This window comes from Acidovorax sp. BoFeN1 (assembly GCF_003345135.1).
GTDB classification, from domain to species: Bacteria; Pseudomonadota; Gammaproteobacteria; order Burkholderiales; family Burkholderiaceae_C; genus Acidovorax; species Acidovorax defluvii.
On the sequence record NZ_QOZT01000039.1, the window covers coordinates 1 to 24,567 of the forward strand.

The following is a 24,567-nucleotide window of genomic DNA, read 5'->3' on the forward strand; positions in this document are numbered from 1 at the left end:
ATCCCGACACCGCCCCCACACACCCGCCGCCTGCCACGCCAGTGGCACCCCTGCCACCATCGAAGGCCACGCTGTGGTTCATGCTGCTGGCGCTGCTCTCGGCCTTTGCGCTGAGCCAGGCCTACCGCACCGTCACCGCCATCATGGCTCCGGGCCTGCAGGGCGACTTTGGCCTTTCGCCGGCGTCGCTGGGGGCGTTTGCCGGGCTGTTTGGCCTGTCGTTTGGCGTGACGCAATTTTTCATGGGCATCGGCATGGACCTGTATGGCCTGCGCCGCACACTGCTCAGCGCCTTTCCGCTGGCCATTGCCGGCGCGGCCGTGTCGGCCTGGGCACCCAACTACGGCTGGCTGATGTTCGGCCAGCTGCTCATTGGCGTGGGCTGCGCGCCCGCCTTTCTGGCCTGCACGGTGTTCATTGCGCGGCATTTTCCGGCTTCGCGCTTTGCATTTCTGTCTGGCGTGGGCATGGGCGTGGGCGGGCTGGGCCTGCTGCTCACCGGCACGCCGCTGGCCTGGCTGGTGCAGCAGTGCGGTTGGCGCAGCGGTTTTGTGCTGCTGGCCGTGCTGTCGGCGCTGGCGTGGCTCTTGATCTGGCGCCGCGTGCACGAGCCCGCCCTGGCCGGCCCGGCACCCGCACGCGAGCGCTGGGGCACCGCCGTGCGCCGCTACGGCGCGCTGTTCATGCTGCCGCACACGCTGGGCATCTTGCTGCTGGGCATGGTGGGCTACGCCTCGTTTCTGGCGCTGCGCGGGCTGTGGATTGGCCCGATGCTGATCGACCGCTATGCGTTCACGCTGGTCGAGAGCGGCAACATGGCCCTGGGCATGTCGCTGATTTCACTGTTCAGCCCGGCCTTTTTTGGCCGCATCGACCCCGGCCCGGCACGCCGGCGCGCCTGGATGGCCAACTTTTCGCTGCTGGTGGCGGCCCTGTACCTGTGCGTGGGGCTGGTGCACCACGCCACGCTGAACCTGGCCCTGGTGGTGTGCATTGCGGTGCTGTCGGGCTATTCGGTGCTGCAGTATTCGGACGTGCGCTCGTCGTACCCGCCCGACCTGACCGGGCGCGCGCTGTCGGTGTTCACCATGGCCATGTTTCTGGGCGTGGGCCTGGTGCAGTCGCTCACCGGCTGGGTCGCCGACTGGGCGCAGGGCCTGGGGCTGGAGCCCTACCGCGCGGTGATGGCCACCATTGCCGCGCTGTTGGCACTCGGCTCCATCGCGTTCCGCTGGCTGCCGGCATCGCCGCTGCTGCAACACCCCGGCGTGCAGGGCAAAGATTTGGCATAAAACGCACGCCAGCGCTTATGAATAAAGCGTCAACAGCTATATTATTAATAGCAATCAATCACCCGCAACTAGAGAGAGCTGGCGCTGGAGCCATCGCCCCGGTACAGCCAGGGCACGTCCAGCAGCCGCTCGCCCAGCAGGCGCAGCGAAGCGTCGCGCGCCCAGCGCACGGGGCCCGTGGCGTGAAAGATGCGGCCATTGCGCGTGGAGCGGGCCTGCACGCGCGCGTTGCGCTGCCAGCGGTTGAGCGCGTAGCGGCGCAGGCGCAGCGGCACATCCAGGTCGTGCATGGCCAGCGCGCGTTGCAGCTCGGCGGCGTCTTCAATGGCCATGCCCGCGCCCTGTGCCAGATAAGGGCGCATGGGGTGGGCGGCGTCACCCAGCAAGGCCACCACGCCCTGGGCCATCTCGTTCGGCCCGCGCACGGGCGGGCGGTCACACAGCGGCCACAGGCGCCAGCCACCGCCTGCCTGGACCACACCGCGCACCACCTGCTGCAGCGCTGTGCAGGTGCCCTTTAGCGCCGTTTCCAGGTCGGCGCCGTTGGCCGCATGGTCCCAGTTTTCCAGGTCGTTCGGCGCGGGGCCCTGCACGATGACCACCAGGTTCTGCAGCTCGCCCCGGCGCACGGGGTACTGCACCACATGCAGGCGCGGCCCCAGCCACGCAGTGACGTGGCGGGTGCGCAACGCCTTGGGCAGCGCGTGCTGCGGCACCAGGGCGCGGTAAGCCAGGTGGCCCGACACGCGGGGATGCTGCTCGCCCAGCAGCTGTGTACGGATGCGGCTCCACAGGCCATCAGCCCCCAACAGGGCATCGCCTTCCACGTCCTTGCCACGGCTGGTGCGCACCGTCACCACGCCCTCGGCGTCGGTGAAGCGGTCGATCGCGTGGTCCAGATGAAATTGCGTGTCGGTGTATTTGCCAACGGCGGCCAGCAGCAGGCCATGCAGGTCGGCACGGTGGATGGTGGCGTAGGCCGCACCGTAGCGCTCGACTGCCGTGGTGCCCAGGGGCAGCGCAGCCAGTTCATGGCCCGTGAGCGCGCTGCGCACCTGCAACCGTTCAGGAAAAACCGCCACATCCTGCAGCGGCCTCTGCAAACCCCAGGCCTGCAGGCGGCGTACCACATTGGGCCCCAACTGCACACCTGCGCCGACCTCGCTGAACTCGGCGGCACGCTCATACAAGCGCACCTCCCAGCCGGCACGCGAAGCCCCCAGGGCCGCCGCCAAGCCGCCAATGCCCCCGCCCGCAATCAACAACTGTTTTCTCATGCACGCATTGTGCCGCGCCACCGGCGCCTGGCCGGCGCGCGCGCTCTGCCCCCTCAGGCGCCCGAGAGCAGCTGACGCAGCACGAACGGCAAGATGCCACCCGCCCGGTAGTAGTCCACTTCGATCGGCGTGTCGATGCGCAGCGTGACCACCACTTGCTGGCGCGTGCCGTCTTCGCGGTGAATGACCAGCGTGGCATCGCTTTGCGGGGTGAGCGCGGCGTCGGGCAGCACATCAATCACCTCGGCACCTGTCAGGCCCAGCGATTGCCACGAATCGCCGCCCTTGAACTGCAGCGGCAGCACGCCCATGCCCACCAGGTTGGAGCGGTGGATGCGCTCAAAGCTGCGCGCCACCACGGCCTTGATGCCCAGCAGCTGCGTGCCCTTGGCGGCCCAGTCACGGCTGGAGCCGGTGCCGTATTCCTCACCGGCAAACACCACCGTGGGTGTCTCTTGTGCCATGTATTGCATGGCCGCGTCAAAGATGAACATCTTCTCGCCCCGCAGCGGCCCCTCGTTCTGGAACACCGTGACGCCGCCTTCCTCGCGCGAGCCATCGGCCGTGGGTGCAATCATGAGGTTCTTGATGCGCACGTTGGCGAAGGTGCCGCGCACCATCACGTCATGGTTGCCCCGGCGCGCGCCGTAGCTGTTGAAATCGGCCTTTTGCACGCCGTGCTGCAGCAGCCACTGGCCTGCGGGCGAGCTGGCCTTGATGGAGCCAGCAGGCGAGATGTGGTCGGTGGTGATGGAATCACCAAACAGCGCCATGATGCGGGCACCCTGCACTGTTATTTGGCCGTTTTGGCCTGTAGCGCCCACCCCTTCTGCGCTAGCAGCTCCTTTTTCGAGAGCGAAATTGGCAAAAAATGGCGGCTCGGCAATGTAGGTGCTGGCAGGCCAGGTGTAGGTGGTGCCGGCCACCCCCTTGATTTTTTTCCACAGCTTGCCAGGGTCGGTGGCGACCTTGGCGTAGTTTTCGCGAAAGGCCTTGCCCTTCATGGCGAACTTCATGAGCCGGTGAATCTCGTCGCTGCTCGGCCAGATGTCGCCCAGGTAAATGTCTTTGCCCCCCTTGCCCTGGCCCACGGGCTCGGTCATCAGATCCCTGAGCACCGTGCCGGCGATCGCATAGGCCACCACCAGTGGCGGGCTGGCCAGAAAGTTGGCCTTGAGATTGGGGTGGATGCGCGCCTCGAAGTTGCGGTTGCCCGACAGCACGGCGGCGCACACCAGGTCGTTGCTGGTGATGGCCTCGTTGAGTTCGGGCGTGAGGTCGCCCGCATTGCCGATACAGGTGGTGCAGCCGTAACCCGCCAGTGCAAAGCCCAGCTTTTCCAGGTAAGGCAGCAAGCCGGTTTCTGTGAGGTATTCGGTCACGATGCGCGAGCCAGGGGCGAGCGATGTCTTGATGTGCGGCTGCACCTTGAGCCCCGCCTCCACGGCTTTCTTGGCCAGCAGGCCCGCCGCCAGCAGCACGCTGGGGTTGCTGGTGTTGGTGCAGCTGGTGATGGCGGCAATCAGCACGTCGCCATTGCCCACGGTGGGGTCGGCGCCTCTGGCCGGCAAAGTGGCCGCGCTGGCCTCTTCGCGCGCGGTGGCCAGCGCCGGCTTGTTGGCCTCCATCTCGGCCACAAAACGGGGCGCGCCCATGGGTGTGGGCTTGCCATCTGGCGTGGCGCCAACCACCACCTCATCGCGGCGGTGGATGTGAAAGCGCGTGTGCAGCAAATCGGCTGGGCGGTTGAAGCCGTTGTCGGCATTGGACTTGCTGAACAGGTCGGCAAACTGGCCCGCCACCTTGCCCAGCTCGATGCGGTCTTGCGGGCGCTTGGGGCCAGCCAGGCTGGGGGTGACTTGCCCCAGGTCGAGCTTCACGACCTGCGAGTAATCCACCTCGCCCGCCAGCGGCACGCCAAACAGCCCCTGGGCCCTGAAATAGGCCTCGAAGGCTTCGATCTCACTCTTGGTGCGGCCCGTGCCCTTGAAGTACTCGATGGTTCGCTCGTCCACCGGGAAAAAGCCCATGGTGGCACCATATTCTGGCGCCATGTTGCCAATGGTGGCGCGATCGGGCAGCGCCAGGGTGCGCGTGCCCTCGCCAAAAAATTCGACAAACTTGCCCACCACCTTGTGCTGGCGCAGGATTTCGGTCACGGTGAGCACCAGGTCGGTGGCGGTGACGCCTTCGCGCAGCTGGCCGGTGAGTTCCATGCCCACCACATCGGGGGTCAAAAGATACACCGGCTGGCCCAGCATGGCGGCTTCGGCCTCGATGCCGCCCACGCCCCAGCCCACCACGCCAATGCCGTTGATCATGGTGGTGTGGCTGTCGGTGCCCACCAGGGTGTCGGGGTAGTACACAGGGAGTGCGCCGGCCTTCGCCGACGCGTAGCCCTCCTTGCGCTTGTGCACGCCGCGCGCCAGGTATTCGAGGTTGACCTGGTGCACGATGCCAAAGCCCGGCGGCACCACGCCAAAGGTGTCAAAGGCCTGCATGCCCCATTTCATGAACTCATAGCGCTCGCGGTTGCGCTGAAATTCGAGCTTCATGTTCAGGTCGAGCGAATTCTTCTGGCCGTAGTGATCGACCATGATGGAGTGGTCCACCACCAAGTCCACGGGCACCAGAGGCTCGATCTTCTTGGGGTTCTTGCCCAGCTTGGCAGCCACGCTGCGCATGGCGGCCAGGTCGGCCAGCAGCGGCACACCGGTGAAGTCCTGCAACACCACGCGCGAAACGACAAACGGGATCTCATCCTTGCGCGCGGCCTGGGGCGCCCATTGGGCGAGTTGTTGCACATGCTCGGCAGTCACTTTGCGCCCATCGCAATTGCGCAGCACCGATTCGAGCACGATGCGAATCGACACGGGCAATCGGTTGACCTGTGGAAACTGCCTGGCCAGCGCGGGCAGAGAATACAACTGGCCTGCTTTGCCGGACGCAGTCTTGAAACTCTTCAGCGTGGAGGCAAAAGCGTGGCGGGCGGGCTTGGACGACGAGGCCATGGTGAACTCCGGTAAGGAACAATAAGGCCTATTCTGGCAGTCTCACCGGGCGGTGCAATCGTGGGGCCATACAGAAACAGGCGCCATACTGTTTCACGTGCGAGATGGGAGTCGGCCCCGCACGGGCGTTGCACCCGCTATTGCCCATTGCTGCCACAGCGGGCCTGCCATGCAATACCGTGAGCTCTCAAGTGTGCAGCGTTACAAATAGAACGCTTGTGCTATTTCAATCAGGTCGCAGCAGATTCTGCCGTCTTCGTTCAGAACCAGGGAATGACAGGCCGGGTAATACGCGCATCCATTTATGCTTTATCGCACGTTATTGCGGACGATCAAGACAAAGCGGGCGGGCAGCCATGCGCGCCACCGCGGCAATTGCCACCCACCCCTTGCGGAGTGAATGGCCATAAAAAAAGTCCGCCAAGGCGGACTTTTTGAACGAATGCAGAAATGGATTAAATGGCGAACTGCTCACGGTTCTCATTTTGAATCCACTTGGGGGCCTTGCCACGGCCGGTCCAGGTCTGTCCGGTGGCAGGGTTGCGGTATTTGGGGGCTACCTTGGAACCAGCGCTGGCGCTGCGTGCCTTGCCTGCTGGAAAAACATCCTGCGCGGTGAGGCCAAACTCCGTCACCAAAGCACGAACTTGCGAGACCGCTTCCGACAGCTCATTGCGCCGGGCTTCGTTGATCTTCTGCTCAAGGGCTTCGCGCTGCTTCAGGAGTTCTTTGTAGCTGGACATGGTGTGTAGTTAAAGGTGGTTTTGAAGAAGTCTGCATTATAAGAATAATGTCAGCTTTGTGCAGGGACTCTTCAAACTACCAGTCAATTTCAACAAAATTTTCCGATCCTGTGCGGCGCGCTGGATATTCAGCCTTCCTGCGCCAGGGAGTCGGGTTGCGCGAGCACCTTGTCAATTCGCTTTCCATCCAGATCCAGAATTTCAAATATCCACCCGGCACAGGCAATACGCTCGGCTACTGCAGGCAAATGGCCGGATTCGGCCATCAGAAGGCCCGCCAGCGTGTTATAGCGCCCACGGTCTTCTTCGGGCAAATCCCGAATATTGAGCCTTGCCTTGAGTTCGGTCACGGGCATCAAACCGTCCAATAACCAGGTTCCGTCGTCGCGCATCGTCGCCCAGGCATCAGCCGATGCGCCCGGCTGCAGTTCCCCGGTAATGGCTTCCAGCAAATCGCGCGGCGTCATGATGCCTTGCACGACACCATATTCATCCACCACAAATATCATGCGGCCCGACCGTGCACGGAACTGCTCCAGCAATTCCATTCCACTCAGCGTTTCGGGCAGAAAAGCTGCAGGCTGCGCATAAGACTCCAGAGTGCCGGGAGCCTCAGGGCCCAACTCCAGCATGCGCGCCACGCTGATTACACCCACCACCTCGTCAAGCGAACCGCGACACACCGGGTACCACGAGTGGGCGCCCTGTTCGCCGCCAGTGCCCGCCATGCGCAGGCCTTCCAGCACGGTCAGGCTGGCATCGAGCCATTGAACATCGGTGCGCGGCACCATCAGCGACGTCAGGGGCCTGTCGTCCAGACGAAACACGTTTTGCACCATCTGGTGCTCGTGATGCTCGATAACGCCCGCATCACGCCCCTCATCAAGGCTTGCGGTGATTTCTTCTTCGGTCACCATTCGGCCCGCATCGTTGTCCACCCGCAGCAGTTTGAGCACGCCCTGCGTGGACAGCGACAGCAGGCGCACAAAGGGCTTGGCGCCTTGGGCCACCCATGTCATGGGGCGCGCCACAAACCGCGCAACGGTTTCGGGGTAAAGCTGGCCAATGCGCTTGGGCACCAATTCGCCAAACACAATGGTGATGAAGGTGATGACCGTGACCACGATGGCCGTGGCGCTCACGCTGGCCGCGCTTTCCGGCACCCCCATGGTCTGCAACCACACACCCAGGCGGCTGCTGAACGCGGCCTCGCCAATGATGCCGTTGATCATGCCAATGGATGTGATGCCTACCTGCACCGACGACAGGAACTGCGTGGGATTGTCGAGTAAGGTAAGGGCAGCCTGGGCCCCCTTGTCACCGCCCTCCGCCATGGCAGCGAGCCTGGATTTGCGGCTGGAAGCCAAGGCGAGTTCCGACATGGCAAACACGCCGTTGAGCAGTGTCAGCAGCGCGATCAGCAGAAAATCCATGAATCAAAAGGTAAAACGAACACCATGGCACTTTACTGTATTGGCGATATCCAGGGTTGCGACAGCGCATTGGGGCGTCTGCTCGACCTGATCGGTTTTTCTGCGAGCAGGGATACCGTCTACCTTCTGGGCGATCTCGTCAACCGGGGCCCCGACTCCGCCGCCGTGCTGCGCCGATGCATGGCGCACGGCGATGCCCTGCGCCCACTGCTGGGCAACCACGACCTGCATCTGCTGGCGGCCGCACATGGCGCCCGCAAACCCTCGCGACGCGACACGCTGGCCAGCATTCTGGAGGCCCCGGACCGCGACGCGCTGCTGCAATGGCTGAGCCTGCAGCCGCTGGCCCGCCAGCATATTTACGGTGGAACACCTTTGCTGATGGTGCACGCGGGCGTGCTGCCCGCCTGGACTGCGGCCGAAACCCTGGATCTGGCCGACGAAGTGCACCGTGTTTTGCAGAGCGCCGATCTGCCGGCATTTCTGCAGCAGATGTATGGCAACACCCCGGATCATTGGAACGCTTCCTTGACGGGCCCGGACCGCTTGCGCGTGATTGTGAATGCGCTCACACGGCTGCGTTTTTGCTCAGCCCAGGGTGTCATGGATTTTGATAGCACCGAGAGCGCCAGTGCTGCACCACCCGGGTTGATGCCCTGGTTTGACGTGCCTGGCCGTTCCACGGCCGATACCTTGATCGCCTTCGGACACTGGTCCACGCTGGGCTGGCTGAACCGCCCGCATTGCCTGGGGCTGGACACGGGGTGTGTGTGGGGAGGCTGTCTGAGCGCGGTGCGCTTTGGCAGCTCACTCGATGAACGCGAGCTTCTTCAGGTGCGGTGCGAGCAAGCACAAGCCCCTGGCACCTGAAGAAGTCGCCCGGTCGCTTTCAAGCAGTCCCGCGTGACAGTGCCGCGGCCATGCCCGGGGAATACCAAGCGCCGCGGTCGCCAGAGACCACCAGCGCCTCGACCCCCGGCTGGCGTGCCACCAGCGCTTTTCCGCCCTGCGGGCCTTGCACCATCATGGCAGCACCCAGACCATTCACCTGCGCCACGTCACGGGCCAGCAAACTGACGCCATGCACACCGACGGTTGGGTATCCCGTGCGGGGATCCAGAATATGGTGCTCGCGCTTGCCACCCACGAAGAAATAGCGCTCGTAGTCACCCGACGATGCCACCACCGCCTGGCCCTCAACAGACAGCGCACCCAGCAGGCGCTCTGGCGCACGCGGATCACGCAGACCCACACGCCATGGACGCCCCTGCAGCTGCCCCATCACCAGCACGTCGCCGCCACCGTTGATGAGTGCGTTGCTTACGCCCTGCTGGCGCAACACCCGCATGCCGGCTTCCAGGATGGGCAGTTTGGCAATGCCCCCCAGATCCAGGGCCATGCCCTGCCGGGCGAGATAGGCAGTGCCCGCCTGCTCGTCCAGCACCAGGCGACGGGCATCGACCAGTTGCCGTTGTCGTGCCAACACGCCAGCGGGCGGAACCGTCTTTCGGCCGGCCTCGAAGCTCCACCCCTTGAGGGAACCCACGGTGACGTCGAAGGCACCACCACTGAGCCGGAACAACTGCTGCGACGTTTTGAGCACCGCCATCACTTCTGACGGAACGGCTACCGGCTGAACACCGGCTGCATCGCTGATGCGGCTGACCACGCTGTCAGGCTGGTAGCGACTGAAAAGCGCTTCCAGCCGCGCCATTTCGGCATAGGCGTGGTCAACGGCATGGCGCAGCAAAGGCTCGTCACCACCATCCACCACGATATCGACCTGCGTGCCCATCAAGGCACGCGATTCACGTTGCGGCGCCCGGGAAACCGGGGCCGCCGAAGCCCACGACACGCACCCCAGCAAGGGGAGCGCCATGGCCACCCGGCGCCTGGTCGGGCTGAACATCGTCGATTCAGCGGATTTCATGGTGCGCCCGGATCAGATGGATTGATCAGCCATGAAGTCCACAGCGGCCTTCACCTCATCATCGGTCAAGGATGTACCACCGCCACGCGCCGGCATCATGCCCTTGGAACCCGTGTATCCCTCAATCGCGTGCTTGTACAGCGTTTCCTTGCCCTGGGCAATGCGCGGGCCCCAGTCGGCCTTGTCACCTGGCTTGGGAGCACCCGCCACGCCAGCGCCATGGCACAGGGCACAAGTTTTTCCGTACACACTCTTGCCGACCGAGTTTTCCGCTACAGGTGCTGCCGACGGCGCGGCCGCTTCAGTCGACTTCTTGTCGCCACAGGCACCGAGTGCCAAAGAGAGAGCCGCAAGTGCAACCAAACCAGATAGTTTTTTCATGGGGATATTCCTGTACTCAAGGTCAATAAAAAGAAGAACGGAAAAAGCTCCTGGCAAAGCCAGGAAGGCTCTGAGCGCACCAAGGCAATGCCAGGGCGCACCGTCCAGCCACTTTGCAAGGCATCCCATTCCAACTCAACCCTGCCGGAACGACACACCCGGTGAACATCATAAGAACAAGAAGGATGCAATGCATGGTGGACAACGCCCACACTATAGACCGACCGGCTTGACAAGCACCCTCCTTTCGGCCGTCAATATGTGACTTAGATCAATTTGATTCACTTTGAATGAACCTATATTCGACCTCCATGAACACAACCAATCCCATGGCCCCATTCCGTTTGTGGGTGCTGGCGTGGTTTTTGATGTCGCTCGGCGCAGCCACTGCGACGCCAATATTCCAGCCCAAGATGCTGGATGTCGTCTGCACCACCTCTGGGACGCTGAAGTTCTTCGCCCTCAGCGATGACGGAGCGGCAGAGCTCAATACCGACGCGCTGAACTGCCCAATGTGCCTGGTGGGCGGTGCGCCCCCCCACCGACGCCTTTTCGCTGCCGCCAGCAACTCCTGCCGCAGCGACCCCTCCGTGCCTGCGTTCTGTTTCCCGCACTGTTGCAACTACAGCCGCGCCTCCACCGGCGCGAGCCCCCCCGTTTTTTCTGAGCCAATCCTAAAGAGGTGAACCATGAGTAATAAGAGAGAAGTGACTACAGAAACCGTCGGCATCGGCCGTCGCCGTTTCATCAATACCGCAGCACTGGCTGGCCTGACCGCAGGCGTGGCAGCTTGCACCGACAAGCCAGCCAACGCACCCGCCACCGCCGCCTCGGGCCCTGTCGCGGCACCTGCTGCAGCCCACACCGACGCGGCCAATGCCACGCACCTCAAACCGGGTGAACTCGATACCTATTACGGTCTCTGGAGCGGCGGCCACAACGGCGACATGCGCGTGCTGGGCCTGCCGTCCGGCCGTGAAATCCACCGCATTCCCTGCTTCGTGCCCGATGCACTGGTGGGTTGGGGCATCACCAACGAGTCCAAGAAGATCATGGGCACCAAGCCCGATGGCAGTCTGAAGTACACGGTGGCCGACACCCACCACACCCATGCGTCCTACAAGGACGGCAACTACGACGGCCGTTACGCCTGGATCAACGACAAGATCAACAGCCGTATCGCCCGAATCCGCCTCGATTACTTCATCTGCGACAAGATCACCGAATTGCCCAATGTGCAGGGCTTTCACGGCATCTTCCCGGACAAGGCCGACCCGGTGGATCCCGCCATCAACTACACCACACGCGTGTTCTGCGGTGCCGAATTCCACATCCCGCTGCCGAACAACGGCAAGGATGTCGACTCCCCGGAAAAATACCGCACCATGTTCACCTGCGTGGACGCCGAAAGCATGGACGTGCGGTGGCAGGTGCTGATTGACGGCAATTGCGATCTGACTGCCACGTCCTATGACGGCAAACTCGCCGCCACCAATCAGTACAACATCGAAGGCGGCGCGCACTACGAAGACATGATGTCGGCAGAGCGGGATGCCTGTGCGTTCTTCAACATTGCCCGCATCGAAGAAGCCGTGAAAGCCGGCAAATTCAAGACCTATGGCGACTCCAAGGTACCCGTGGTCGATGGCACGCGAGAATCCAACAAGGACGCCAAGACCGCACTGGTCGCCTATGTGAGCGTGCCCAAGAACCCGCACGGCGTGAACGCCAGCCCCGACGGCAAATACTTCATTTGCGCCGGCAAGCTCTCGCCCACCTGCACCGTGATTGAACTGGCCAAGGTGCTGGACTGGTTCGATGGCAAATCCGAAAAGCTCGACAACGCCATCGTGGCCGAAGTCGAGGTCGGCCTGGGCCCTCTGCACACCGCTTTTGACGGCCGCGGCAACGCCTACACCACGCTGTTCCTCGACAGCCAGATGGTCAAGTGGAACATTGAAGCCGCCATCAAGTTCCACGCCGGCGATAAGAACTCCAAGTACGTGGTGGACCGCCACGATGTGCAATACCAGCCTGGTCACGTCAATGCCTCGCAGTCCGAAACCAAGGCTGCCGATGGCAAGTACATGGCCGTGGGCTGCAAGTTCTCCAAGGACCGCTTCCTGCCCGTGGGCCCGCTGCACCCCGAGAACGAACAGCTGTTCGACATTTCGGGCGAAAAAATGGTGATGCTGGCCGACCACCCGGTGCGCGGCGAGCCGCATGACTTCATCATTTTCAAGCGCGAACTGGTGCGACCCAAGCAAGTCTACTCACACGACGATTTCCCGCTGGCCATCAAGGACGCCAAGGAAAGCGGCGTGTTCCGCAATGGCAAGAAGGTCACGGTCAAGCTCACTTCGCAAGCGCCTGCGTTCAGCCTGCGCGAGTTCAAGCTGAAGAAGGGTGACGAGGTCACGCTGATCCTGACCAACCTGGACAAGATCGAAGACCTGACGCACGGCATCGCCATTCCCAAGTACAACGTGCAATTTGTCGTCAACCCGCTGGAGACCGCCTCGGTCAACTTCGTGGCCGACAAACCCGGTGTGTTCTGGATTTACTGCACCAACTTCTGCCATGCTCTTCACCTTGAAATGCGCACGCGCATGATTGTTGAAGGCTGATAGGCGGTTCAATGGGTTGCGCAGCAGCGGTGCTGCGCAACCCGCTCAAGGGAAAGCGTGATGATTTTGCTTCGCCAACGGCTCGCGATCCTCGGGGTCGCTTTTTTTCTGGCACTGGCGCTTTTTGTGCCCAGGGCCCAGGCGGGCGCCTACGAGGCCGAGTTGCCCGCTGACCTGCAAAGCGCCAAGGACATGTGTGCGCTGCTGCCTTGCGCCGATGTCTTTCCGGGCGCCACACATTTTTCCGAGCGCAAGGGCCAGCCGCCCTACGTAGAGGCTTACGACAACGCCACCGCAGACAAAAAACTGCTGGGCTATGTGATGCTGTCCACCGACATCACCGACACGCCTGCGTATTCAGGCAAGCCCGTGGTGACCCTGATCGGCATGGACAAAACCGGCAAATTTGTCGGCGTCAAGGTGCTCAAGCATTCCGAACCCATCCTGCTGCTCGGCATTCCCGAGTCGGCACTGCTCAATTTCAATGCCCAGTATCTGGGCAAATCCGTGGCCAACAAGATCGAAGTCGGCCAGTCGCGCCCTGATGAAGAAGTACTCGGGCTGGACGCCATCTCGGGTGCCACCGTCACCGTCATTGCCCAAAACCAGGTCATGATGGCCTCGGGCTCGGCCGTCGCCCGCCAGGTCGGAATTCTGGCGCCCACCGTGCGCGATCCGGCCCGTTACGTGGTTACGGGCAAGCGCTGGGGATGGGCTGAACTGGTCAAGCAAGGCGCGGTGCAGCGCCTGCGCGTGATGCCTGAACAGGTCGGTCTGGAGCGCAGCCCCGACCCGTTCATCGAGCTGTGGTTTGGCGACCTGAACCAGCCCGACATCGGCAAAAGCGTGCTCGGCGAAAACAGCTGGAACAACCTGCGCCTGCAGCTCAAAGAGGGCGAGAACGCGTTCTTCGTGGTGCGTACCGGTGGTGCCGAGTCATTCAAGGGCTCTGGTTTTGTGCGCGGCGGCCTGTACGACCGTGTGCAGGTGCGCCAGGGCGCCGACGCCTTCACTTTCCGTGACCTCGATGCCATGAACCTCTATGGCATTGAGGCCGCAGGCGCACCGTCGTTCAACGAGTCCGCCATATTCATCATTCGCTCACCCTCCTTTTCGGCCGCTTACCCCTGGAAGCTGAGCTTCCTGGGCAACCGGGTAGACCGCGCCACGGGAGCCCGCAGCTTCACCAGCTTTGACAGCCCCTACTGGTTGCCAGCCGAAACACTCGAAGGCGGACGCCCGAAGGTGGTCGAGCCCGACGCACCTTGGGTACGCATCTGGAAGACGCGTGCCGTCGAGATCGCACTGTTTGCAGTGCTTCTGGTCGCTGTCACGGTGGTCTATGCCTACCGCGAAAAACTCACGCGCCTGTCCACGCACAAGAACAAATGGCCGGTCAATGCCTTCAAGTACACCGCATGGGGCTTGAGCATCGTGTTCGTCGGCTTTGGTGCCATGGCGCAGCCGTCCATCACCCAGGTGCTGACCTGGTTCCATTCGCTGCTGTTCAAGTGGACGTGGTCGCTGTTCCTGTCTGACCCATTCATCTTCCTGTTCTGGATCTTCATCATAGTCACGGTGTTCCTGTTCGGGCGCGGGCTGTTTTGCGGCTGGATGTGCCCGTTCGGCTCGCTCTCCGAGGCCATCTACAAAGTGGCGCGCAAAGTGGGTTTCAAGCGCTTTCAGACGCAGCTGCCGCAAAAGTGGCATGACCGCCTCAAGTGGCTCAAATACGTCATCTTCTTCGGCCTCATCACCGTGTCGATGTTTTCGATGGGTCTGGCCGAAAAGCTCTCCGAGGTCGAGCCTTTCAAAACCACCTTCCTGGTGGGCGTCCAGAACCGCGCCTGGCCCTATGGCTTGTTCGTGGCCGCTATCCTGGGCCTGTCGATCTTCATCGAGCGGCCGTACTGCAAATACATCTGCCCGCTGGGCGCTTCGCTGGCCATGCCCAGCACCTTCCGCTGGTTTGGCCTCAAGCGCAAGCAAGACTGCAACAGCTGCAAGGCTTGCGCCGTGGGCTGCGGTGCGCAAGCCATTGATGCCGATGGCCGCATTGACCACCGCGAGTGCCTGCATTGCCTCGATTGCATGATTCTCTATACCGACACCAAGGGCTGCCCACCGCTGGCCAAAGAGCGCAAGCGCCGCGAAAAAGATGGTCTGGAGATCACACCAATTGGTGCCAACGGCTACTTCATTCCAATCCATCCCGCGACCAGTTTCACCGAGCAGATCAGCGCCAAGGCCGCTCAGGGACCCGATCCGCGCATGCCCACAGCTCCCATGCTGCCCGCACACAAGAACGGCGCGCGCGGCCTGCAGTGGCTGTGGCTGGAACTGCGCGATCACCTGTGGCCCTGGAGCGTTGACGGCTGGCGTTCACAGCGTGCACTGCAAATCGCCGGCTTGTCGCTTGCCGTGGCCGCCACGGTGGCTTGGTTGATGACGGCCATGGGCACGCTGTCCTCAGGCGCCATCATTGGCTGGTGGTTTGGCTGGAGCGTCTATGAAGTGCTGATCCGCCTGTCGGGCAAACGCTACGTCAAGGACGGCCTGTGGTGGCGTGACCAGTACCGCGTTGCCGGTGTCATGGACATGGTGAGCTACGTAGGCTTCAAGAACCTGATGATCGGTGCTGTGCTATTCCTGGCATTCAAGTCCATGGGATGGCTGGTGCTATGAAGGGTGTCTTACTGAGCCTGGCCCGTGCTGTCACGCTGGGCTGGGTGGTTACGCAATATGCCGGTGCTGCCACGGTCACTGTACAGCCAGGGCAGGACCTGCAAGCCGCCGTGGCCGCTGCCGCGCCTGGCGACGTCATCGAGGTGCAGCGCGGCAACTACCGCGTCAACCTGCTGATCGACAAACCCCTCACGTTGCGCGGCCTGAACCGCCCCACGCTCAATGGCGGGCTGACTGGCGACACCATTCGCGTCACGTCCCCGGACGTGGTTATCGAAGGCCTGATCGTGAGCAATTCGGGCAGCAGCCTGAAAGACCAGAACGCCGGTATCTACCTCTTCCCTGGCGCACACCGCGCCGTGGTGCAAAACTGCGATCTGACATACAACCTGTTTGGCCTGTGGATCGAGAAGGTCAACGACGTGCGCATTGAGGGCAACCTCATCACGGGCAAGCGCGATTTCGACTCCGCCCAGCGCGGCAACGGTATCCAGCTGTACAACACCCAGCGTGCGCAGATCCTGCACAACAACGTCAGCTTCGTGCGCGATGCGCTGTATGTGGACGTGTCGCACCACGCCACCTTTCGGGGCAACAAGCTGCACCACAGCCGTTACGGCACGCACTACATGACGTCGTACTACAACGTCTGGGAAGACAACGAAACCTACTACAACCGGGGCGGCCTGGCGCTGATGGAAGTGCGCGACCAGGTGGTGCGTGGCAACCGGGCCTGGGGCAACTCAGACCACGGCATCATGCTGCGCTCGGTGCAGGACTCGGTGGTCGAGAACAATGTGGTGGCGGGCAACAACCGGGGCTTTTTCATCTACGACGTCGAATACGCCGAACTGAAAAACAACCTGGTGGTGGACAACGTGGTGGGCGTGCATTTGTCCGCCGGGTCCACGCGCAACGTGGTCGAGGGCAACGACTTCATCGGCAACCGCGAACAGGTGCGTTATGTGGGCGCACGCGACGAACGCTGGGGCGTCGAGAGCGGGAACCACTGGGCCAACTACCTGGGGTGGGATCGCGACGGCAACGGCGTGGGCGACGTACCCTATGAAGCCAACGACATGGTGGACCGGCTCAGCTGGCGCTATCCGAGCATGAAATTGTTGCTGGCCAGCCCCGCAGTGCAGGCATTGCGCCTGGTGGGCCAGCAATTTCCGATCCTTCGCGTGCCCTCGGTCGTTGACCCCAAGCCGCGCATGGTTCCGACCCATCAAAATTGGAGTGAGTGGCGTGGCAAGCATTTCCCCGGTCAATAACAGCATGGCGATTTCGCTGCGCGGCGTGACCAAACATTACGGCGCTTTGCATGCGGTGGACGGGGTAGACCTGGACATCGCGCGCGGCGAAATTTTTGGCCTCATCGGCCACAACGGCGCGGGCAAAAGCACGCTGTTCAAAATGATGCTTGGCCTGATCCCGGCCACCAGCGGCGAGATCCTGGTCGGCGGTGCTTCAGTTCGCGGACGCGGTTTTCGGGCTGCGCGCCGCCACCTGGGCTACCTGCCCGAGAACGTGGTGCTCTATGACAACCTGAGCGGCCTCGAAACCCTGCGTTTTTTTGCCAAGCTCAAGGGCGCCCCCCTGGCGCAGTGCCAGCCAGCACTTGATCGGGTGGGTTTGGCCCATGCGGGCAAGCGTCCGGTGCGCGAGTACTCCAAGGGCATGCGCCAGCGCCTGGGCTTTGCGCAGGCGCTGCTGGGCTCGCCCCAGGTGCTGTTTCTGGACGAGCCCACCAGTGGCCTCGACCCGCAAGCCATCCGCGACTTTTATGCCACGCTGCGCGGCCTGCAGGCCGAAGGCGTGACCATCATCATCACCTCCCACATCCTGGCCGAGCTGCAAGAGCGCGTCGGGCGCCTGGCGATTTTATCGGCCGGAAAAGTGCAGGCCGTGGGCAGCGTGCAGGCACTGCGCGAGCAAACCCACATGCCCCTGGTGTTTGAGCTGCAACTGCAAGCAGGAGACACGCCCGCCATCGCGCAGGCGCTAGAACACGCCACGGCAGCCACCCCCGAGCCAACCGCCCAGGGCTTGCGCCTGGCCTGCCCGCGTGAGCAAAAAATGGCCGTGCTGGCCGCGCTGGCTCCCTTTGGGGCGCGTGTGCTCGACATCAAAATGCACGAGCCGTCGCTGGAAGACGTGTTCTTCGGGTTTTCGGACTGAAAGGACTGTCCATGGAATTGACACAAATTTTCACCGTTGCCGGCAAGGAATTTCGCGACCGCATCCGCAACCGCTGGGTGCTGGCCGTGGCGCTGGTGTTTGCCGTGTTCTCGCTCGTCATTGCCTACTTTGGCGGTGCGCAGCAGGGCGCGGTGGGCTTTCGCTCCATCGAGTTCACCATTGCCAGCCTGGTCAGCCTGGTGATTTACCTGATCCCGCTGATTGCGCTGCTGCTCGGTTTTGACGCCATCGTGGGCGAACGCGAGCGCGGCTCGCTCGACCTGCTGCTGTCACTGCCCATCACCCGACTGGAGCTGCTGCTGGGCAAATACCTGGGCCTGGCTGCGGCACTGACCTTGTCCACGCTGGTCGGTTTTGGCCTGGTCGCGGTGCTGCTGTATCAACACGTCAGTTGGTCCGGGCTGTACCATTACATTGGCTTCATGATCAGCTCGGTGCTGCTGGGCTTGGCATTTTTGAGCATGGCCGTGCTGATGTCCGTGATCGCCCGCGACCGCACCCGCGCCTCGGGCCTGGCCATTGCCATGTGGTTCTTCTTTGTGCTGGTGTTTGACCTGCTGCTGCTGGGCATTCTGGTGGGCACCGGCGGCAGCTTTGGCGGCGATGCCTTTGCCTGGCTGCTGCTGCTCAACCCGGCCGATGTGTTCCGTATCCTGAACGTCTTTTCGCTCGACGAAGTGCGCACGCTCTATGGCCTGGCCAGCATCGTTCCGTCTTCGCTGGGCAGTCCCGCCATCATGGGCGGCGTCATGGTGGCCTGGATTGTGCTGCCGCTCGCGCTGGCCCGCTGGAGATTCAAATGAAAAACATGACCTGTTCCTGCCGCCGTCGCCACATTCTGGGGGGGCTGGCAGCGGTGACTGCCCTGGGCGCCTTGGGCGGCCTGACCGGCTGCGGTGAGCAAGGCGGCAGCGCCCAGACACTCGCCCCGGTCGAGATCGACCGCTCCACCAGCTGCGAGCTCGACGGCATGTTGCTGTCCGACTACCCCGGCCCCAAGGCACAAGTGCATTACGCCGGGCAGGCGCAACCGAGCTTTTTCTGCGACACGGTCGAACTGTTCAACACGTTGCTGGCCGGCGAGCAGGTGCGCGCTGCCAAGGCAGTGTTTGTGCAGGACATGGGCAAGGCCAAGTGGGAGCAGCCGGTGGGCCACTGGATCGACGCCAAAACCGCCATCTACGTGCTGGGCAGCAAGCGCCACGGCTCCATGGGGCCGACCATTGCCAGCTTTGTGCAAGAGGGCGACGCTGTGAAATTTGCCGCCGAATACGGTGGCAAAGTGCTGCGCTTTGGCGAGATCACGGCCGACATGGTCGACCTGTCGGGCGCGGCGCTGCACGACACGCGCATGTAAGCCATGCACGCACTGCGACAGTCACCCAACAGGCGCCGGGCCCTGTTCGCAGGCCTGGCGGGTGTGGGCGCGCTTGCGGCGTCCGCGGTTGCCTGGAAGTTCTATGCACCGGGGGCGGACCCTCGTGCAGCCGGGCAGGCGCTGCCCGATGATGTGTGTGTGGTGGCGCCGCCCACGCCCTTCGATCCCGCTTCAGGCCAGCGCCTGGAAGCCCCCCGGGCCATCCCGACGGATGCACGCTGCCCGGTGTGCGGCATGTACCCTGCACGATCAGCCGAATGGGCAGCCCAGATCATTTTTGCCAACGGCGATGCACATTTCTTTGACTCCCCGCTGAGCCTGTTCCAGTACCTGGCCGACGTGGCGAAATACAGCCAGGGGCGCACGGCGCAAGAACTGGTGGCGCGCTATGTCACCGATGCCGAAACCAAGACCTGGATCGCCGCCGAGACCGCGATGTACGTGGATGGATCGTCCGCGCGGGGGCCCATGCGTGCGGGCAATCTGCCCGCCTTCGCCTCGACCGAGGCAGCACGCCGCTTCGCCGAGCGGCGGGGTGGAAAGGTGCTCGCTTTCGGCCAAGTGGACGCGGCCGTACTGGAGCGGCTTGCGCCCGGGCGCACCGAAGAACCCCACACACACGAAGCGCATTCAACCAATTAAAGTTGATAGCGCCTAGCGCTTGTCACATAAGGGCTAGAGCCATTTTTCGTCATTAAAAACAACAAAACCACCGCAGCGCCGACACCGTCGGTACACGCGCGTGGTGTTTGTATCATTCCAAAAAAACGGGCACCTCAAACGCATGAGTGCCACGCTTGAACCCAGGGGCGCTTTCAATAAGCGCGCAGACGCAAGGCGCCAGCGCGCGCCCCGGTCAGCGACTTACTGATCGGAAGTTTCTGGCTGTGGCAGTGCGGCCACCGCTGTCTCTGGCGGTACCGCCTTGAACAGGGCTGCCACCTTGCGCTTGGGCTTGATGTTGGCCGACACGCCACTGCGGGCAGGCGACTTGGCCGCCGCTTCCCAGGCGGGCGCCACATCAGCGGCGCTCGACTCGTAGGGTTTTTCGAAGAAGGGATCGCGCGAAGCCACGGCGGGACGGAAGCCCCGGTATTCACGTGGCTCGCGCGGTTCGCGGCGCTCGCGTTCGCGCGGAGCGGCGTCACGGCGCGCGGCATCATTGCGCGGCTCGGCCGATGCACCGCCCTCACGCCAGGCGCGGCGCCCGTCATTGATGCGCCCCTGCTGCTGGATGTTCGGGCGGTCTTCGTCGTATTCAAGTGCTTCGATATCGAGCTTGGTCTTGAGCAGCTTCTCGATGTCGGCCACCAGGCGGGCGTCACTGCCCGACACCAGGGTGACGGCCAGGCCAGAAGCGCCGGCACGGCCGGTGCGGCCAATGCGGTGCACGTAATCTTCGGCGTTGAAGGGAACGTCGAAATTGAACACGGCCGGCACATCCTTGATGTCGAGGCCACGGGCGGCCACGTCGGTGCACACCAGCAAATCGACCTCACCCTGCTTGAAGGCATCCAGTGCCTTCAGCCGCTCGTCCTGGCTCTTGTCGCCATGCAACGCGGTGGTCTTGAGGCCTTCGCGCTCCAGGCTGCGGGCCAGGCGTGCGCAACCGAGCTTGCTGTTCACAAAGATGAAGGCCTGCTTGATGCCGCGCGTACGCAGCACCTGGTGGATGGCACGGCGCTTGTCGTCGTCATTGGCGCTGTAAAAGCGCTGCTCCACCGTGGACGCCGTTTCGTTGGGACGGGCCACCTCGATGGTGATCGGGTTTTGCAGGTAGCTGCCGGCCAGGCGCTTGATTTCGGGCGAGAACGTGGCGCTGAACAAGAGCGTGGTGCGCTGCTTGGGCAGGTACGAAAGGATGCGCTGCAGATCGGGCAAGAAGCCGATGTCCAGCATGCGGTCGGCCTCGTCGAGCACCACATACTCGACCTGGTTGAGCACCGCGTTCTTGGCCTCGATGTGGTCCAGCAGACGGCCCGGCGTGGCCACCAGCACCTCGACGCCCTTTTTCAGCTCAATGGTCTGCGGCTTCATGTCCATGCCGCCAAAAACCACGGTGCTGCGCAGCTTGGTGTATTTGGCGTACAGCGCAATCTGCTGGGCCACCTGGTCGGCCAGCTCACGCGTGGGCAGCAGCACCAGGGCGCGCACGGGGTGACGGGCGGGAGATGTGGAACTGCTCTCGTGCTTGAGCAGGCGTTGCAGCAGGGGCAGCGAGAACGCCGCGGTCTTGCCGGTGCCGGTCTGGGCAGCGCCCATAACGTCTTGCCCTGTGAGGACCACGGGAATGGCCTGCTCCTGGATGGGCGTCATGGACTCGTAGCCCATTTCGGCCACGGCGCGTGCCAGCGGCTCGGCCAGCGATAAATTGGAAAAAGAACTTGTCATTTAGCCTGCTATTGTCGCACCGGTGGCAAAAGAGGCCTTATTTATGTGCGTTGCCCCTGCACAACGGGCGCGACACCAGTAACAGAGCGTCATCATTTGCTATGTTTTACATAGCAAATAGCGCTTTATCCATAAGGGCTTGATACCAATTCAGGTCATTTTTTCTGCACAACCCAGATACCCAAGCCCCCCCCGTTGCCACCGTGCGATGCCCCCAAGAATCAGAGATTGCGGCTGGAAAACGTGTCGCAGGTCTTGATATTGCCGTTTTGCAAACCGTTGTTGAACCAGCGCTGGCGCTGGGCGCTGCTGCCGTGGGTAAAGCTTTCGGGCACCACGGCGCCTCCGCCCGCGCGCTGCAGGGCATCGTCGCCAATTTTGGCAGCGGCGTTCATGGCCTCTTCCACGTCGCCCTGCTCCAGAATCTGGCGGGCATTATGGGCGTGGTGCGCCCACACGCCGGCAAAGCAGTCGGCCTGCAACTCCAGCCGCACCGACAGGGCGTTGTATTCGGCCTGACTCACGCGGCCACGCATCTGGTCCACCTTGCCACTGATGCCCAGCTGGTGTTGCACGTGGTGGCCCACCTCGTGGGCAATGACATAGGCCTGCGCAAAATCGCCAGGGGCCCCGAGGCGGCTTTTGAGCGTTTCGTAAAACCCGAGGTCAATGTAGACCTTCTGGTCGGCCGGGCAATAAAACGGCCCCATGGCAGCCTGGCCCGTGCCGCACGCCGTGGGCGTGGCACCCCGAAACAGCACCAGGCGCGGCTCCTGGTAGGTTGCCCCGCCTTCGCGAAAAACACCTTGCCATACGTCTTCGGTGTCGGCCAGCACAGTCGCTACAAAGCGCCCCATGGTGTCATCAGCAGGCGGTCGCTGGGCCGGGGCCTGCTGCACCTGCGCGGTGGGTGCACCACCGCCACTGAGCAGGCTCAAGATGGTCAGCGGATTGATGCCCAGTGCCCAGCCACCCAGCAGGGCAATCACGATGGTGCCAATGCCGATGCTGCGCCCCCCGAACACGGGCATTCCGCCGCCTGAGCTGCGGCGGTCTTCCACATTGTCCGATTCCCGATTGCCTTCCCATTTCATGACTGTCTCCTGTTCGCCTCGTTTGCAAGAGGCCTGTTCGCCATGGTACGCCCGGCGCCACCCCGTGGACACAAGGAAGCCCCCCCCGAATGAATGCCACACCCGGCCGCGGGCATGCGCGGCTCAGCCAGGCGCGGGACGCCCTCAGGCCTTGGGCAACGTCACGCCCACCTGGCCCTGGTATTTGCCGCCACGGTCCTTGTAAGACACTTCGCAGACGTCGTCCTTGTCGCTCTCGAAGAACAGCACCTGCGCGCAGCCCTCGCCCGCATAGATGCGCGCGGGCAGCGGCGTGGTGTTGGAGAACTCCAGCGTCACGTAGCCTTCCCACTCGGGCTCGAACGGGGTGACGTTGACGATGATGCCGCAGCGTGCGTAGGTGCTCTTGCCCAGGCAGATGGTGAGCACATTGCGGGGAATGCGAAAGTACTCCATGGTGCGCGCCAGCGCAAAGCTGTTGGGCGGGATGATGCAGCTGTCGCCGTGAAAATCGACAAAGCTTTTCTCGTCAAAATTCTTCGGGTCCACCACCGTGCTGTGGATGTTGGTGAACACCTTGAATTCGGGTGCGCAGCGGATGTCGTAGCCGTAGCTGCTGGTGCCGTAGCTGATGATTTTTCGCCCTTCGACCTCGCGCACCTGACCGGGCTCGAAAGGCTCGATCATGCCGTGCTCGGCCGCCATGCGGCGGATCCATTTGTCGCTCTTGATGCTCATGGTGGAATGCTCCTGGCCAGTACTACGTTTTTGATAGCTGTTCGCGCTTGATCATCAAGCGCTATGGGCCTATTTTGCTTGAGAAATGACGGTTTTTTCCACCAGCCGGTCATCGCCCAGCACGATCATGGCAAACAGCAGCTCATCGATGTTGCCCGCCTGGGCCGTGCGGCGCGCCAGCAGCGGCGTGGCCTGGGGGTTGAGGACGATGAAGTCGGCCTCGCACCCGGGCTGCAGATTGCCCACCACGCCCGCCAGCCCCAACGCCCTGGCCGCACCCGCGGTGTGTTGCCACCACAGGTGCTGGGGCGAAAGGCTCAGGCCGCGCTTTGCCTGCCCCTCCCTGCCCACGTAATACGCTGCCAGCATGGTGTGAAACGGGCTGAAGCTGGTGCCGCCGCCCACATCGCTGGCCAGACCGTAGCCCATTCCCACGCGATCGGCCTCGGCATAGTCGAAAAAGCCGCTGCCCAGAAACAGGTTGCTGGTGGGGCTGACAGCCGCCACCGCCCCGGTGTCGCGCATCAGAGCGCGGTCGTGTTCGTCCAGATGGATGCAATGGGCATACACGGCGCGCTCGCGCAGCAGGCCAAAGTCGTCGTACACCGACAGGTAGCTGCGCGATGCTGGGAACAGCTCGTGAGCCCAGCGAATTTCATCGAGGTTTTCGGCCACATGCGACTGGATCCACACACCGGGGTAGCGCGCCGCCAGCTCCCCGGCGCCACGCAGCTGCTCTGGCGTGCTGGTGGGCGCAAAACGCGGTGTGATGGCATAGCCCAGGCGGTCCACGCCGTGCCAGCGCTGGATGAGGGCCTCGGTGTCGATCAGGCTTTGCTCGGTGTCGTCGCGCACGCCATCAGGCGAGTGGCGGTCTTGTAGCACCTTGCCGGTGATCAGGCGCATCTGGTGGTGCTGCGCCTCCGCGAACAGCGCCTCAGCCGACGCGGGGTGCGATGTGGCAAACGCCAGTGCCGTGGTCACGCCATTGCGCAGCAGCTCTGCTATGAAAAACTGAGCTACTTGCGCACTATAGTCGGGCGCTACAAAGCGTTTTTCATGGGGAAAGGTGTAGTTCTCCAGCCAGGGCAGCAGGCCATCGGCTGGCGAGCCAATCACATCGGTCTGCGGAAAGTGGATGTGCATGTCCACAAACCCGGGGGCAATGATGCGGCCCGGCAGGTGCTCGACGGGTCCGCTGCCAAAGCGGGGGGCCAGGTCAGACCAGGCCCCCGCTGCCAGCACCCGCTGGCGCCCTTGTGCATCGGGGCCCACGGCCAGCAGGCCATCGGGGTCGAACAGGGCCATGCCGTCGTCGGCAAAGCGCAAAAGGGCGGAGCGAAATACAGGCATGGCCGCTAGCTTAGCGGTAGCAAGCGCTGCCGCGCCCGGCCCCGCCAATGCGT

Annotated in this window: 20 protein-coding genes; 10 read left to right on the forward strand and 10 right to left on the reverse strand. The window is 63.0% G+C overall.

Annotation, left to right across the window (positions count from 1 at the left end; genetic code table 11):
- The coding region (locus tag DTW89_RS10435) for an MFS transporter (RefSeq protein ID WP_442858103.1) at positions 1-1,292 on the forward strand (1,292 nt) is incomplete at its 5' end.
- A 68-nt stretch (positions 1,293-1,360) separates the two neighbouring features.
- Here the strand turns inward: DTW89_RS10435 and DTW89_RS10440 are convergent.
- The 4 genes from DTW89_RS10440 to DTW89_RS10455 form a co-directional block, all read right to left on the reverse strand.
- The gene (locus DTW89_RS10440; protein WP_114655894.1) at positions 1,361-2,569 is read right to left on the reverse strand and encodes an FAD-dependent monooxygenase; all 1,209 of its coding nucleotides are present in this window, start codon (positions 2,567-2,569) and stop codon (positions 1,361-1,363) included.
- A gap of 53 nt (positions 2,570-2,622) precedes the next feature.
- The gene (locus tag DTW89_RS10445) at positions 2,623-5,580 is read right to left on the reverse strand and encodes an aconitate hydratase (protein WP_114655895.1); all 2,958 of its coding nucleotides are present in this window, start codon (positions 5,578-5,580) and stop codon (positions 2,623-2,625) included.
- Between the two features lie 455 nt (positions 5,581-6,035).
- Positions 6,036-6,323 carry an H-NS histone family protein gene (locus tag DTW89_RS10450; protein ID WP_024816013.1) on the reverse strand — a complete coding sequence of 96 codons (288 nt, stop codon included), beginning with the start codon at positions 6,321-6,323 and terminating at the stop codon, positions 6,036-6,038.
- 128 nt (positions 6,324-6,451) lie between these two features.
- Positions 6,452-7,756 (reverse strand): hemolysin family protein, encoded by a 1,305-nt coding sequence (locus tag DTW89_RS10455; RefSeq protein ID WP_114655896.1) that lies wholly within the window; start codon positions 7,754-7,756, stop codon positions 6,452-6,454.
- A gap of 24 nt (positions 7,757-7,780) precedes the next feature.
- Here DTW89_RS10455 and DTW89_RS10460 point away from each other — a divergent pair, with 24 nt between their 5' ends.
- Complete coding sequence (locus DTW89_RS10460) at positions 7,781-8,626, forward strand: symmetrical bis(5'-nucleosyl)-tetraphosphatase (RefSeq protein ID WP_114655897.1); 846 nt, start codon at positions 7,781-7,783, stop codon at positions 8,624-8,626.
- Between the two features lie 19 nt (positions 8,627-8,645).
- Here the strand turns inward: DTW89_RS10460 and DTW89_RS10465 are convergent, their stop codons facing one another.
- Both DTW89_RS10465 and DTW89_RS10470 read right to left on the reverse strand, forming a co-directional pair.
- A complete protein-coding gene (locus tag DTW89_RS10465; RefSeq protein WP_114655898.1) occupies positions 8,646-9,686 on the reverse strand; it encodes an FAD:protein FMN transferase in 1,041 nt (346 codons plus the stop codon).
- Between the two features lie 12 nt (positions 9,687-9,698).
- Entirely contained in the window at positions 9,699-10,067 is a 369-nt protein-coding gene (locus tag DTW89_RS10470) for a c-type cytochrome (protein ID WP_114655899.1), read from the reverse strand.
- A gap of 311 nt (positions 10,068-10,378) precedes the next feature.
- Between DTW89_RS10470 and DTW89_RS10475 the strand changes: the two genes are divergently transcribed.
- The 8 genes from DTW89_RS10475 to DTW89_RS10510 are packed head-to-tail and all read left to right on the forward strand — an operon-like array spanning position 10,379 to position 19,601.
- A complete protein-coding gene (locus tag DTW89_RS10475; RefSeq protein ID WP_236637102.1) occupies positions 10,379-10,753 on the forward strand; it encodes a hypothetical protein in 375 nt (124 codons plus the stop codon).
- A 3-nt stretch (positions 10,754-10,756) separates the two neighbouring features.
- Complete coding sequence (nosZ, locus tag DTW89_RS10480; protein ID WP_114655900.1) at positions 10,757-12,694, forward strand: TAT-dependent nitrous-oxide reductase; 1,938 nt, start codon at positions 10,757-10,759, stop codon at positions 12,692-12,694.
- Positions 12,695-12,754: 60 nt separating this feature from the next.
- The gene (locus tag DTW89_RS10485; protein WP_114655901.1) at positions 12,755-15,379 is read left to right on the forward strand and encodes a NosR/NirI family protein; all 2,625 of its coding nucleotides are present in this window, start codon (positions 12,755-12,757) and stop codon (positions 15,377-15,379) included.
- Positions 15,376-16,653 (forward strand): nitrous oxide reductase family maturation protein NosD, encoded by a 1,278-nt coding sequence (locus DTW89_RS10490; protein WP_114655902.1) that lies wholly within the window; start codon positions 15,376-15,378, stop codon positions 16,651-16,653. Before DTW89_RS10485 ends, DTW89_RS10490 begins: the two co-directional genes overlap by 4 nt.
- A 4-nt stretch (positions 16,654-16,657) precedes the next feature.
- A complete protein-coding gene (locus tag DTW89_RS10495) occupies positions 16,658-17,560 on the forward strand; it encodes an ABC transporter ATP-binding protein (protein WP_201740987.1) in 903 nt (300 codons plus the stop codon).
- 11 nt (positions 17,561-17,571) lie between these two features.
- Positions 17,572-18,384: an ABC transporter permease gene (locus tag DTW89_RS10500; protein WP_114655903.1), complete on the forward strand. Its 813-nt coding sequence runs from the start codon at positions 17,572-17,574 to the stop codon at positions 18,382-18,384.
- Between the two features lie 5 nt (positions 18,385-18,389).
- Complete coding sequence (locus DTW89_RS10505; protein ID WP_114655917.1) at positions 18,390-18,938, forward strand: nitrous oxide reductase accessory protein NosL; 549 nt, start codon at positions 18,390-18,392, stop codon at positions 18,936-18,938.
- 3 nt (positions 18,939-18,941) lie between these two features.
- Complete coding sequence (locus DTW89_RS10510) at positions 18,942-19,601, forward strand: nitrous oxide reductase accessory protein NosL (RefSeq protein WP_114655904.1); 660 nt, start codon at positions 18,942-18,944, stop codon at positions 19,599-19,601.
- Between the two features lie 222 nt (positions 19,602-19,823).
- Here the strand turns inward: DTW89_RS10510 and DTW89_RS10515 are convergent, their stop codons facing one another.
- From DTW89_RS10515 to guaD, 4 genes are all read right to left on the reverse strand, one after another.
- Positions 19,824-21,350 (reverse strand): DEAD/DEAH box helicase, encoded by a 1,527-nt coding sequence (locus DTW89_RS10515; protein WP_114655905.1) that lies wholly within the window; start codon positions 21,348-21,350, stop codon positions 19,824-19,826.
- A 221-nt stretch (positions 21,351-21,571) separates the two neighbouring features.
- Entirely contained in the window at positions 21,572-22,444 is an 873-nt protein-coding gene (ypfJ, locus tag DTW89_RS10520) for a KPN_02809 family neutral zinc metallopeptidase (RefSeq protein ID WP_024816026.1), read from the reverse strand.
- A gap of 144 nt (positions 22,445-22,588) precedes the next feature.
- Positions 22,589-23,161, reverse strand: a complete 573-nt coding sequence (gene dcd, locus DTW89_RS10525; protein WP_024816027.1) for a dCTP deaminase — start codon at positions 23,159-23,161, stop codon at positions 22,589-22,591.
- Between the two features lie 69 nt (positions 23,162-23,230).
- Positions 23,231-24,514 carry a guanine deaminase gene (guaD, locus tag DTW89_RS10530; RefSeq protein WP_114655906.1) on the reverse strand — a complete coding sequence of 428 codons (1,284 nt, stop codon included), beginning with the start codon at positions 24,512-24,514 and terminating at the stop codon, positions 23,231-23,233.
- Between the last annotated feature and the right edge of the window lie 53 nt (positions 24,515-24,567).